This is a genomic window from Psychrobacter sp. P11F6 (assembly GCF_001435295.1).
GTDB lineage: Bacteria > Pseudomonadota > Gammaproteobacteria > Pseudomonadales > Moraxellaceae > Psychrobacter.
This window is the reverse complement of record NZ_CM003594.1, coordinates 3,399,032-3,411,226: the sequence shown is the minus strand read 5'-3', so window position 1 is coordinate 3,411,226 and position 12,195 is coordinate 3,399,032. Positions and strand designations below refer to the sequence as shown.

Annotated in this window: 12 protein-coding genes; all 12 read right to left on the bottom strand. The window is 45.6% G+C overall.

Going from position 1 to position 12,195, the window contains the following annotated elements; all coding sequences use genetic code 11:
- Nucleotides 1–13: 13 nt before the first annotated feature.
- The 12 genes from AK822_RS14105 to AK822_RS14050 all read right to left on the bottom strand — a co-directional run bounded on the left by AK822_RS14105 (nucleotide 14) and on the right by AK822_RS14050 (nucleotide 12,142).
- The gene (locus AK822_RS14105) at nucleotides 14–733 is read right to left on the bottom strand and encodes an ABC transporter ATP-binding protein (RefSeq protein ID WP_205628054.1); all 720 of its coding nucleotides are present in this window, start codon (nucleotides 731–733) and stop codon (nucleotides 14–16) included.
- A 12-nt stretch (nucleotides 734–745) separates the two neighbouring features.
- The gene (locus tag AK822_RS14100; protein WP_060492072.1) at nucleotides 746–1,570 is read right to left on the bottom strand and encodes an arylesterase; all 825 of its coding nucleotides are present in this window, start codon (nucleotides 1,568–1,570) and stop codon (nucleotides 746–748) included.
- Nucleotides 1,571–1,657: 87 nt separating this feature from the next.
- A complete protein-coding gene (locus AK822_RS14095) occupies nucleotides 1,658–2,926 on the bottom strand; it encodes an MFS transporter (RefSeq protein ID WP_228139037.1) in 1,269 nt (422 codons plus the stop codon).
- A 433-nt stretch (nucleotides 2,927–3,359) separates the two neighbouring features.
- On the bottom strand, nucleotides 3,360–3,605 hold the full coding sequence (nqrM, locus tag AK822_RS14090; RefSeq protein WP_060492070.1) for a (Na+)-NQR maturation NqrM: 246 nt from the start codon (nucleotides 3,603–3,605) through the stop codon (nucleotides 3,360–3,362).
- A gap of 153 nt (nucleotides 3,606–3,758) precedes the next feature.
- Nucleotides 3,759–4,889: an FAD:protein FMN transferase gene (locus AK822_RS14085; protein WP_228139036.1), complete on the bottom strand. Its 1,131-nt coding sequence runs from the start codon at nucleotides 4,887–4,889 to the stop codon at nucleotides 3,759–3,761.
- 142 nt (nucleotides 4,890–5,031) lie between these two features.
- Nucleotides 5,032–5,832 (bottom strand): SDR family NAD(P)-dependent oxidoreductase, encoded by an 801-nt coding sequence (locus AK822_RS14080; protein WP_060492068.1) that lies wholly within the window; start codon nucleotides 5,830–5,832, stop codon nucleotides 5,032–5,034.
- Between the two features lie 190 nt (nucleotides 5,833–6,022).
- Entirely contained in the window at nucleotides 6,023–7,258 is a 1,236-nt protein-coding gene (gene nqrF / locus AK822_RS14075; RefSeq protein WP_055125670.1) for an NADH:ubiquinone reductase (Na(+)-transporting) subunit F, read from the bottom strand.
- 123 nt (nucleotides 7,259–7,381) lie between these two features.
- Complete coding sequence (gene nqrE / locus AK822_RS14070; RefSeq protein WP_011281361.1) at nucleotides 7,382–7,990, bottom strand: NADH:ubiquinone reductase (Na(+)-transporting) subunit E; 609 nt, start codon at nucleotides 7,988–7,990, stop codon at nucleotides 7,382–7,384.
- On the bottom strand, nucleotides 7,990–8,661 hold the full coding sequence (locus tag AK822_RS14065) for an NADH:ubiquinone reductase (Na(+)-transporting) subunit D (RefSeq protein WP_055125671.1): 672 nt from the start codon (nucleotides 8,659–8,661) through the stop codon (nucleotides 7,990–7,992). The genes nqrE and AK822_RS14065 overlap by 1 nt, the downstream gene beginning before the upstream one ends.
- A 1-nt stretch (nucleotide 8,662) precedes the next feature.
- On the bottom strand, nucleotides 8,663–9,568 hold the full coding sequence (locus tag AK822_RS14060) for a Na(+)-translocating NADH-quinone reductase subunit C (protein ID WP_060492067.1): 906 nt from the start codon (nucleotides 9,566–9,568) through the stop codon (nucleotides 8,663–8,665).
- Nucleotides 9,549–10,784: an NADH:ubiquinone reductase (Na(+)-transporting) subunit B gene (locus AK822_RS14055; protein ID WP_055125672.1), complete on the bottom strand. Its 1,236-nt coding sequence runs from the start codon at nucleotides 10,782–10,784 to the stop codon at nucleotides 9,549–9,551. The genes AK822_RS14060 and AK822_RS14055 overlap by 20 nt, the downstream gene beginning before the upstream one ends.
- A gap of 5 nt (nucleotides 10,785–10,789) precedes the next feature.
- Nucleotides 10,790–12,142, bottom strand: a complete 1,353-nt coding sequence (locus AK822_RS14050) for a Na(+)-translocating NADH-quinone reductase subunit A (RefSeq protein ID WP_060492066.1) — start codon at nucleotides 12,140–12,142, stop codon at nucleotides 10,790–10,792.
- Nucleotides 12,143–12,195: the final 53 nt, after the last annotated feature.

Here is a 12,195-nt window from a genome sequence, read left to right as displayed (position 1 = left end):
ACAATCCAGTTATTCATGTAGGTACAATTCGACCATCATGCATGGTGATGACACGATCTGCCATTTTGGCAAGTGCAGGGTCATGAGTCACCACCACCAGCGCCGAGCCAACCTGTTGACGTAAGTCCAATAGCAGCTGCATGACTTGATCGGCATTTTGCTCATCCAGATTGCCCGTTGGCTCATCCGCAAACACAATTTTGGGGTGCGATACCAGCGCTCGTGCCACCGCTGTACGCTGCTGCTCACCACCTGATAGCTGGTTGGGTAAACTATGACGACGATGACCCAAATCAACCGCCTCTATCAGCTCGTCTACTCGCGCTGGATTGGCACGCCTCGCAATATCAAGTGGAAAGGCAATGTTTTCTGCGACAGTCAGTGTCGGTAGTAGATGAAACGACTGAAAGACAAAACCCATGTCGTGTTGACGAATGATCGCCAGCGCATCTTCGTCAAGACTGCTGAGCATTTGACCTGCTAGCGACACCGTACCGCTGTCTGGGTAATCTAGCGCCGCGAGTAAACCTAACAAGGTGGATTTACCTGAGCCTGATTTGCCCATGATAACCACAAACTCGCCAGCATTGACATAGATATCTACATCTTTAATGATTGATAGGGTTTGCTCGCCGACTTGTACGGTTTTGTTGAGTTTATTAGCAGTCAGTAGGGCTTCTGTTTTAAAGTTTGCTTGTGGCATTGACGCGGCAATCGAAGGTGATGATGTCATTACAGTGTCTCGTTAAGTAGTCTCATTTGTCGTATTTTTTGTCGTCTCATCTTTAGCATTTTCAGTTGTGTTGTCTGCATCAGCTGTTCTTAGCTCTTTTAACTTGGGCTCTAGAATAGGCAAGATATTGTCATTGACGATAATCGTATAACCTTCTTTGGTTGGATGAATGGCATCGGCTTGATTGAGCGCAGGATCACCGCCCACACCATCCAAGAAGAAAGGAATCAGCGTCACGTTCATGTCTTTGGCGACGCGAGGATATATCGCTGCAAATGACTTCACATACTCAGAGCCAAGGTTGTCATAGATCTGCATGCCGCCCAAAATGACGATACTGCCATTATCCTGTAGACGTTTGACCGCGGTACGAATATTGGCTTCAACTGTCGCCACATCGATACCGCGTATGGCATCGTTAGCACCAATGGTCAAAATCGTCACATCAGGCTTAGTTTGCAATACCCAGTCTAAGCGATTGACCAATCCCGTGCTGGTTTCACCGCTCAATCCTGAATTGATAACTTTGGCATTGTCGTAACCCATTGCTTGCAGACGATCTTCTAACTGAGCAGGATAGTTGTCATCTTTGTCCACCCCAAGACCTTCTGTTAGAGAGTCGCCCAATGCCAAGATCGTTAATGGCGCTTGCTGTGCAGTGGATTTTGCCGGTTGCTCAGATTTTGCCGTTTGAGGTTCGGCAGTTTGAGTACTGTTTTGAATGCCATTATCGGTGCTAGGTTCAGATGGTTTTTGGCAACCACCGAGCGCCATTACGGTTGTTAAAACAGCCAATGTTGGTAAGTGTCGAGCGAAACGAATGGATAAATTCATCATGATTATTCTGTCCTATAAGCAATCAAACCAGTGTAGCAAAATAAGACAGACACCAATATTATCCTAAGGTTACTGTAGTTTTTGATATTACAGCTTTTTGCCATCGACCATCACTGGACGACTCACTACCCAAGCAATGACGACGTTGATAACCATCAAAATGAGCATAATGAATAGCGGTAAATCCCAGCTGCCAGTCGCTTCATGTAGCCAACCTGTCCCTAAGGGACCAAAAAATGCAATCAAATAACCGACGAATTGCGCCATACCCGACAGCTCACTAGATTGGTTGGTCGTATAAGTACGTAAGGAGAACAGCATCATGCTCAAGGTGAAAATAGCGGAGCAGCCAATGCCCATCAGACCTGACCACAACCACGCGAGGTCGGTAGATAAATAATTGATTCCTAAAATACCAATAACATTCAGCACCGCTGCAAACACCGCCAGCGCCTGAATAGGGCGGCCACGATTGATCAGCCACGTCAGGCTCAAAATAGAGACTGGCGCCATAAACTGAAACACTGAAGCCATTTGTCCTGCTTGCACTGCAGATAGCCCTTTGCTGACCCAAATAGAGGGTAAGAAACTGGCAACGGTATAAAATAATAGTGATTGCAGCCCCATAAATACCGCAATTTGCCAAGCAAAAGGCGTACGCCACATGGAGATGTCAGAAGATCCAGAGGTAGGTGGCACAATTGCTTGATGACTAGACGAACCCAGACGCAACCGCAAAAATATCCAAATAATGATCGCAAAAATGCCCAATAGCGACCACCCACCCAGTGCCCATTGCCAGCCCACTTGCTCAGATAATGGCAGTACAACTCCAGCGACGATGCCTGCCGTTACCGTCATCGTTAGACTAAATAGCCCTGTTATGAGTGGAATATGCTGGGGCGTACGCTGTTTAATAACAGGGGCAGCTAAGGTATTCGCAAAACCGATAGCCAAGGTCAACAATAACGTACCAATCAAAAACCCAGACCAAGTGGGAATAACGGTACGAATCATCATACCAGTGGTTAATAACGCAATCATCGCAATGAGCGTATTCTCAAGCCCAAAACGCTTACCAATGGCTGGCGCGATCAGTGCGCCCACTGCAAAAGTCAGCATGGGCACTGCTCCTAGCCAACCAATCTGCGTCTCAGAGATATTGAGTGCATCTTGTACGACAGGGGCAATAGAGCCAAGAGCAACAATAGGCGCACGCATATTGGTGGCGAGCAAGATCATGGCACATAAGATGAGCCAAAAAGTGAAGCGTGAGGAGGGCAGCTCAAACGGTGACGGCGTATCTGAATGAGACTGTAATGGCACATCAGGTGGCAAATCAGCAGAGGTAGACATAGCAGCACGACTATTAGAATAAGAAAAAGGACACGTCATTAAACAGCGCCGAAGCATCGTCGCTTGTAAATAACACCAAAGAAAACGCACCTAGACGGTGACTAAAATCATTAATTAGAATCGTAAATTAGAACTAGAGATTACTTGCAGAATACAAGATATATGAGTAACCATTTTGAAAGCGCGCTTATCTTCAATCGCCTATCAACTGAATACGGTATTAGATTTATTTAGTCTACTATTATTAACAGGCCTTGCACGTGTCGTATTTATATCCAAAATATCTTGAAGCGATGCTAACTAGATACGTCGCGGCTGGCACAACTAAAAATAGCGCCAGTCCCTTGCAAAGGACTAGACGCTATTATAAGAACAGATGTTAGGTAAATACTACCAGCGTATGGTAACAAACGCGGTATTTATACAATTTAGTTTATACAGGTCTGCCTAGCTGAGCGGCTTTAAGGGCATTTTCTTGCTGTTCTGCCACGATTGAATCACACTTATTGGGGTCATTTCCACAAAACGAGCAATTTTCATCACCCATTAGTTTAGCAACGCCGCCACAAGATCCTCTAAGCGGCTGCTTTTTGACCATATAACCGATACCCATAAAGATAAAGAACAGGACGAATACGGTAAAGGTAATGGCAAGCATGGGAAGCAATTGACTAAGCATAGAGGAAACCTCGATTTTTAAAAATAGTGTGGCTATTTACTAGGGTAATGCCTTAATAGTATAGCAAAACCAGTATAGCAAATTTTTGTATGGCTCGTTGATGGTTATCGAGCCGTTTACAGTATTGCGACTAAGTTCTATTACGACCAAGTTCTAAGGCTGTTTGTCAGCGCGTAATGCTTGCATCGCTGGTGTTTGTACCACTTGCCACTGGTCAGTATTCTTATCAGAACCCGTCGCCTTTGCCTCATCAGCTAAAACAACAAACAAGGCAGCTATATCTTGTGCTTTGGCTGTTGCAAGGGCTTTTTTATAAGGCATCGCAGTGAGAGCGGTCGCCCACGCATCAGCCAAGGCAACTGAGTCTGCTGCAACGGTTACCGATGGTGCGCCGCCCGCGATAGGCTTGCCAGTGGTTGGGTCAATCGTATGACTGTAGCGCTGACCGTCGAATATGACGGAATTACGATAGTTGCCAGAAGTTGCCAAATACATCTGATTATCGGTATTGATGGGTTGACGAATCGCTGATATTGTCTGACGCTCGCTGACCGTACTGTCCTCAATAGGCGCATCAATCGCAATTTGCCACGGCTGCTGTTGGTTATTGACCCCAGAGGTTGCAATTTCACCCCCTATCTCTACCATGTAGTTGCGAATTTGATAGTCATCTCTGAGTACATCGGCAATCACATCGACGCCATAACCTTTAGCAACTGCTGAGAAGTCAAGCCCGACGCCATCTTTGGTTTTATAAATGCTCTGCTCTTTTTGTATGATGCTCTCAAAATCTACCAAGGCTTTTGCTTGAGCAATCTCAAGTGCTGTCGGTGGACTTTGCAAGCGCTCAACGGTCATGGTGCTACCAAAGCCCCAAGTCTCTACCAATGGCATGACGGTAGGATCAAAGGCGCCACCAGATTGCTGATAGACGATTCGTGACACATCAAGCACGTGAGCAAAATCTGCATCGATAGTGAGGGGGATGTCTTTACCTAACTGGTTGAACTTAGAGATAGTAGAGTCTGCTTGATAGGTAGACATACTGTCATTGATTTGCTGCAAGCGCTTATCAATCGACGCTTGGATGGCCGCTTCATCTGCATCCGCAGGTAGCTGATAACTGATATGGTAGCTCGTTCCCATGGTCTCACCGCTGAGATAATCATAATCTGGCGTTTGCTGGCAAGCACTAAGACTGAATACAGCACTGATAGCCATAACGGGCAATAAGGTGGTTTTCATCGATTTGTTAGACAATGAGAGTGAGGCTAATTTTTGCATTATTGGTTTTCTCATATTAATCATAATGGCTTTTATGGCAAAAGGGTGAGTGGCACGTTCTATTAGCGTCGCCCATTTTACACCCCTTGTCACCCATAACGCCAATCATCGACTTAAGACCTAGTGGCTTAAACGACTAGATTTATTTTACTTTTGATTCACGGATGAGCTTATATAGTTTTGGTGGCGATAGGCGATTGACCGTGGTCGCCAGTTTTTCTTTAGTACCTGCCACGATGATATATTCTTCACCTTTAATCAGGGCTTTTATGACCTGTTTAGCAAAGGTAGCTGCGGTTAATCCTTTATTGGTTGCTTCGTCCATCGTTCCTTGCGCGCTACCGTCACCAGTCAAGGCGTTAATAGAAATACTGGTTTGAATAAATCCAGGGAATACCGTTGCCACCTCTATGTCTTGCTCGTACAGTTCCGCACGCAGACTGTTTGCCCACATATGAATTGCGGCTTTGGCTGCTCCATAAGCGCCGCGATATTGTGTGCCTAATAAACCTGCAACACTGGATACCATGACAATTTTGCCGCTGCCTTGCGCGATCATATTGGGCAGTACAAGTCTGGTCAAACGCGTTTGTGCAAAATAGTCTATCTCCATAATTTGGCGCTCAACTTCTTCAGTGGTTTCCATAATAAGCGAGCGTTGACTGATACCAGCATTATTAATAAGCCAATCAATTTGTCCGGCTTGAGCTTTAGCTGTCTGATACGCGTCTTTTGCTTGTTTGGCATCGGTGATATCAAAAGGGATGATGAAATGGTTTTTGCTGTTTTTACAGCGGCTTTTGACTGCTACTAATTTTGCCTCATCACGCCCACTTAAAATAATGGTGGCACCACGTTTGGCAAAGGCGATGGCTAATGCTGCACCGATACCACTAGAAGCACCAGTAATCCAAATGATCAAATCTTTAATGTTGGTTTTCATAAGAATCCTTTCTTAAGGCAATAAACAATTAATCATATAGTAGAAGGCAGATGGTCTGCTATTTAGATTTGTAGGCTTATTATGCAAGAGTTGCATTTAGTCAAAGCCAAAAAAAGAGCCTCAATTGAGACTCTCTTTTATTTATTACTTTAGAATACTTTTTTACGTAACCATTTGCTTAGTTACTCACTTAACCACCGAAGTCATCAAGCATGATGTTTTCATCTTCCACGCCTAAGCTGTGTAGCATGTCGATGACCGCCGCATTCATCATCGGTGGCCCACACATGTAGTATTCACAGTCTTCTGGGTTTGGATGGTCTTTCAGATAATTTTCAAGTAGCACGTTATGGATAAAGCCGGTTGGACCTTCCCAATTGTCTTCTGGTAATGGATCAGACAAAGCCACATGCCACTCAAAGTTATCAAACTCTTCTGCTAGTTGATCATAATCTTCAACATAGAACATCTCACGAATAGAGCGTGCACCATACCAAAAGCTGATTTTACGCTTAGTATGTAAGCGTTTAAGCTGATCGAAGATGTGCGAGCGCATCGGTGCCATACCTGCACCACCACCAACGAAAATCATTTCAGCGTCAGTCTCTTTGGCAAAGAATTCACCATAAGGACCTGAAACCGTTACTTTATCGCCAGGTACTAGGCTAAATACCCATGATGACATTTTGCCTGGTGGAATACCGTCAGGACCGCGTGGTGGTGGACTGGCGATACGAATATTAAACTTAATAAGGCCTTTTTCTTCAGGGTAGTTGGCCATCGAGTAAGCACGAATAACTGGCTCATCAACTTTTGAGACATAGTTGAAAATACCAAATTTTTCCCAGTCTTCGCGGTATTCTTCGTCAATGATAAAGTCTTTATAATGCACTTCATGCGGTGGCGCCTCTAACTGCACATAACCACCAGCACGGAAGTTCACTTCTTCGCCATCTGGAATTTTAAGGACCAGCTCTTTAATAAAGGTAGCAACGTTATCATTAGAGAGAACTTCACACTCCCACTTTTGTACATCAAAAAACTCAGGGTCAATCTCGATTTTCATGTCTTGCTTAACCGCTACCTGACAAGCTAAGCGCATATGATTGCGAATTTCGCCTTGAGTAAAATAGCCTTCTTCGGTGGGCAAGATAGAGCCGCCCCCTTCAATAACGCGGCAACGACACTGCGCACAAGTACCACCGCCACCACAGGCTGAAGATAAGAAAATACCTTCGCTTGCAAGGGTTTGTAGTAATTTACCGCCTGCTGGGGTCACGACGTCATTATCGGGATTATCATTGATATGGATGGTAACATCGCCTGAACTGACCAGTCTTGAGCGCGCCGCCAAAATAATGGCAACGAGGCCCATGATGATCAAGGTAAACATAGCAACGCCACCAATCGCCGTAGCGTAATCCATGGTAGGTATCCTTAATCTATGGAGTAGGGGTGCGAAAAGACGTCATTGCGTGTTTCCTGAACCCCTACCGAATAAATGAATTAAATAGGTCAAATCGCTAAATAGGCTGTTAAGCTTAGCGGTCTAAATTGACATACCGCCGAAAGACATAAAGCCAAGTGACATCAGACCAACTGTGATAAAAGTAATACCAAGACCACGCAGCGGTGCTGGAATGTCTGAGTATTTTAACTTTTCACGGATACCGGCCAATGCGGTAATCGCCAATGCCCAACCGAAGCCTGCGCCCACACCATACACGACAGATTCGCCGAAATTATAGTCACGCTCAACCATAAACAGTACACCACCTAAGATGGCACAGTTTACAGTGATAAGTGGCAAGAACACCCCAAGGGCGTTATACAGACTAGGGACGAACTTATCGAGGAACATCTCTAGAATCTGTACGGTCGCAGCAATCAAGCCGATATAACTGAGCAAGCCCAAAAAGCTTAAGTCGATATCAGGGAAACCTGCCCATGCCAGCGCACCATCTTTTAGAATGAACTGAAAGAGTAAGTTGTTTAGCGGTACGGTAATCGCCATCACGACGACCACGGCAACACCCAGACCAATAGCGGTTGAAACCTTCTTTGATACTGCCAAGAAAGTACACATACCTAAGAAATAGGCCAGCGCCATATTCTCAATAAAGACTGAGGTTATAAATAAACTAACATAATGTCCCATTAGTGACCGCCTCCATGTGCCATGCCTTTAGACTGCGGCTTCATTACAAATTCAGCGTCTTCAACCTGCTCAGGTTTCCAGATACGGATAATGGCAATGAACAAACCAATAATAAAGAATGCTGACGGTGGCAACAGTAATAGACCGTTTGGAATATACCAACCGCCATCAGTGACAGGCTGTAGGATGGTGATACCAAACCACGTACCTGAGCCAAGTAGCTCACGGATAGTCGCGACAAACAGCAAAACCGCAGAATAGCCAAGACCATTACCAATACCATCTAAAAAGCTTGGCACTGGTGGATTGCTCATGGCAAATGCTTCGGCACGACCCATCACGATACAGTTGGTGATAATCAAACCAACGAAGACCGACAAGCCTTTACTCACATCATAAGCAACGGCTTTTAGCACCTGATCGACCAAGATAACCAATGAGGCAATAATGGTCATCTGTACGATAATACGAATGCTTGAAGGGATTTGCTTACGAATGATCGAGATAAAAAAGCTTGAAAACGCCGTGACTAAGGTCAACGCCACACACATTACCATGGCATTGGCCATGCTTGTGGTGACCGCCAGTGCCGAACAGATACCAAGGATCTGTAGGGCAATAGGGTTATTATCAAAAATAGGCGAGGTTAAAATACTTTTAGTGTCAGCCATGTTATGCCTCCTTGCCGTTTGCTACTGGTCGTTTGGCTGCCAGTTCGGTTTCAGGTTGAGCGCTCAGCGTTGATTGCGTAGCTTGTGTATCTGCCGCATTATCAATCGCTTGACCACTCTCTTTACGTAGCGTATCTAAATAAGGCTTATAACCTTGCTCACCCAACCAAAACTGAATCATGTTACTGACACCGCGACCGGTCAAGGTTGCACCACTGATACCATCGACCCAGTTCTCTTTTGGTGTACCCGCTTTGGTCACACCAGTGGCAACATTACCATTTTCGTCATATGAGTGGATACCGCTCCACTTCGCACGCCACTCTGGCTCTTCGATACGAGCACCCAGACCTGGTGTTTCTTTATGCTCATAAAAGCTGATGCCTTTAATGGTATTCATATCGCTTTCAAGGGTTAAGAAACCATAGATAGTGCCCCATAGTCCATAGCCTTGAATCGGCAAAACAACCATTTCAGGTTTGCCTGAGCCATCTTTTTTAACATAGACTTTGGCATATTTAGGCTTGCGACCAATACCAGCAGGGTCATTGTTGCCTAAATCTTCACTCAGTGCTTTATTCTTAGTCGCTTGGCTTGCGTCATAAGCATTACGATCAGGGATGCCAGCGGCTTTTAGCGCTTCGTCATCAACGTAGCTGCCTTTACTTAAGTCAATAATTTCGACATCGAAATCTTTAAAACGTTCAGCAACATCATCTGCTGTATCAGACTCGGCATCGTACATGCCAGCGGCGACCAAGATGTTTTTGTTACGGTCTAAGCGTGCGTTTTCAATTTGAGCAGGTTTTAGACCAACCGCTACTGCTGAAACTAAGACGGAACACACCAAGCATAGCGTCAATGCCACACTGATGGTTTTCGCATTATTACTTTTGGGCTTGGACATAACGAACCCTCCGAGCTGTTTGGCGTTTGATGTTTGCTTGGGTCACAAAGTAATCAAACAATGGAGCAAATAAGTTGGCGAATAAAATGGCCAGCATGATGCCTTCTGGGAAAGCTGGGTTCACGACGCGAATCAATACCGTCATAAAACCAATCAAGATACCATAAGCCCAGCGGCCTTTATTGGTATGCGCAGCTGATACAGGATCGGTTGCCATAAACACGGCACCAAAGGCGAAGCCACCGATAACTAAGTGCCAATAGAACGGCAGGTTCATCATCATATTGTCTTCAGAACCAATCATATTAAAGACAAGAGAAGTAGCAATCAGACCTACTACACAACCTGCCATAATACGCCATGAAGCAATACGCGTCCAAAGTAGAACGACGGCACCCATTAGGATAGCCAGTGTTGATACTTCACCGATACTACCTTGCATATTACCTAAGAATGCATCACCCCAAGTGATTGCATTACCATAGACGTCGACGAAGTCTTGTGGAACCACGCCAAGTGCCGCAAGGCCAAGTGGTGTTGCACCAGAGAAACCATCGACCGCCGTCCATACTGAGTCACCAGACATATAAGCAGGGTAAGCAAAATATAAGAATGCGCGACCTGATAGGGCAGGGTTTAGGAAGTTTTTACCCGTACCACCGAACACTTCTTTTGCGACTACCACACCAAAGATAATACCGAGGGCAACTTGCCATAAAGGAATATCTGGTGGTAAACAAAGCGCAAACAGCACTGAGGTCACAAAGAAACCTTCGTTGACTTCATGGCCGCGCACTACAGCAAAGATAATCTCACAGAGAATACCGACCGCAAAGGTGACGATATAAATCGGTAAAAATTGCATCGCCCCGTAAACGAAGCTTGCCCAGATACTGTCTGGGTTATAGCCTGCCATACTGGTGATAACGGTACGCCAGCCTTCAGGCTGCAAACCAAGGGTTGCAATCGCCGTTAGTGCTTGATGACCGATGTTGTACATACCCCAAAACATGGCTGGGAAAGTACATAACCATACGGTAATCATAATACGCTTTAGGTCGATACCGTCGCGTACGTGTGATGCTGAGTATGTAGTTGAGCTTGGTTGACGCAAAAACGTATCAAACATCTCAAAGATAGCATAGTATTTTTCGTGTTTGCCACCCTTGGTGAAAGACGGCTCCATACGATCGAACATATTGTGTAAAAATTTCATCGTGGTTAGCCCTCCAGCTCAATGCGCGTCAAGTTATCACGCAAAATATCACCGAATTCATATTTGCCAGGAGATACGAAGGTGCATAATGCTAAATCTTCTTCGTCCAATTCGAGCACGCCCAAATCTACGGCGCTAATCATGTCTTCGACAATTAATGCACGTAGTAACTGTGTCGGCAGATAATCTTGCGGCATGACCTCTTCATAAACCCCGATAGGTACCATCGCTCGCGGTGAACCATTACTCGTGGTCGTAAAGTTATATTTCTTATTACCAAAAAACTTAGAAATATAAATAGGCAGCTTAGAGAAGCGGTTGGTGCCGACACTTAGGAAATGGAACGCTGGACGTTCACGCCCTTCAGGCAGCACACTGATTTGGTTATGAAAACGACCAAGATAAGCCGTATTGCCAAACACTTTACGACCTGACAATACCGAACCAGAAATAATACGGTTTTCGCCAGCCGCCAGCTGTCCTTTGGTCAGAGCAGCGATATCAGCACCGCGCTCAGTAGCCACCAAACGTGGCTTGGTGACCGCAGGACCTGCCAAACTAATGATACGGCGCGTATACAAGCGACCGCTAGTGAATAGCTTACCAATCGCAATCACGTCTTGGTAGCCAATCGTCCATACGGTCACGCCGCGCATGATTGGGTGCAAAAAGTGAATGTGCGTGCCAGCCAGACCAGCAGGATGCTTACCAGCAAAGCTATGATACTCAGTGACATTATTAGCCGCCGTTTTGGCAACTGGCGTCAACTGGGCATCACCATGATGGCAAACAAAGGTCTTGGGGCTGAGTGTCGATAAGACAGCAAGTCCGTCATTGAACGCTTGCAACTGATCGCTAATCAGCAGCATCGGGTCAAATGCTAATGGATTGGTATCCATAGCGGTGACAAAAATAGCATGAGGACGGGCACCGATTTCTGGCGCACGGCTATAAGGGCGCGTGCGAAACGCGGTCCATTCGCCAGAGGCAAGCAGTTGGGTTTCAACAACTTCAGCGTCTAGGTCAGCAAGTTGCTGGGAGTCATAGCGCTCGAAGTCTACTTCTTCACCGTTTGGGTCGACCGCAATCACAAGGCTCTCAAACACACGTCGTTCACCGCGTTTAATCGCGACGACTTTACCAGCAGCAGGGGCAGTATAGATAACGCCAACTCGTTTTTTGTCTTCAAAAACGGGCTGACCCTTTGCTACGATATCACCTTCTTTGACATTCATCGTAGGCTTCATGCCCACATAATCATAGCCAATAACGGCGACATGTGTCGGTTGGTGCTCAGATATCTCGCGGGATGATTCACCGGTGATGGGCAAATCCAAACCTTTTTTGATGGTAATCATAAGCGAAAACTTAGTCCATAGTCTAAAACGATACCAGACGTCCTGTTTGGTAT

Coding starts and splice junctions, on each gene's coding strand:
- AK822_RS14065 (WP_055125671.1), bottom strand. CDS start 8,661: ATGGCTGACACTAAAAGTATTTTAACCTCGCCTATTTTTGATAATAAC.
- nqrE (WP_011281361.1), bottom strand. CDS start 7,990: ATGGGACATTATGTTAGTTTATTTATAACCTCAGTCTTTATTGAGAAT.
- AK822_RS14095 (WP_228139037.1), bottom strand. CDS start 2,926: ATGTCTACCTCTGCTGATTTGCCACCTGATGTGCCATTACAGTCTCAT.
- AK822_RS14060 (WP_060492067.1), bottom strand. CDS start 9,568: ATGTCCAAGCCCAAAAGTAATAATGCGAAAACCATCAGTGTGGCATTG.
- AK822_RS14105 (WP_205628054.1), bottom strand. CDS start 733: ATGACATCATCACCTTCGATTGCCGCGTCAATGCCACAAGCAAACTTT.
- AK822_RS14080 (WP_060492068.1), bottom strand. CDS start 5,832: ATGAAAACCAACATTAAAGATTTGATCATTTGGATTACTGGTGCTTCT.
- AK822_RS14055 (WP_055125672.1), bottom strand. CDS start 10,784: ATGAAATTTTTACACAATATGTTCGATCGTATGGAGCCGTCTTTCACC.
- AK822_RS14085 (WP_228139036.1), bottom strand. CDS start 4,889: ATGCAAAAATTAGCCTCACTCTCATTGTCTAACAAATCGATGAAAACC.
- AK822_RS14050 (WP_060492066.1), bottom strand. CDS start 12,142: ATGATTACCATCAAAAAAGGTTTGGATTTGCCCATCACCGGTGAATCA.
- nqrM (WP_060492070.1), bottom strand. CDS start 3,605: ATGCTTAGTCAATTGCTTCCCATGCTTGCCATTACCTTTACCGTATTC.
- AK822_RS14100 (WP_060492072.1), bottom strand. CDS start 1,570: ATGATGAATTTATCCATTCGTTTCGCTCGACACTTACCAACATTGGCT.
- nqrF (WP_055125670.1), bottom strand. CDS start 7,258: ATGGATTACGCTACGGCGATTGGTGGCGTTGCTATGTTTACCTTGATC.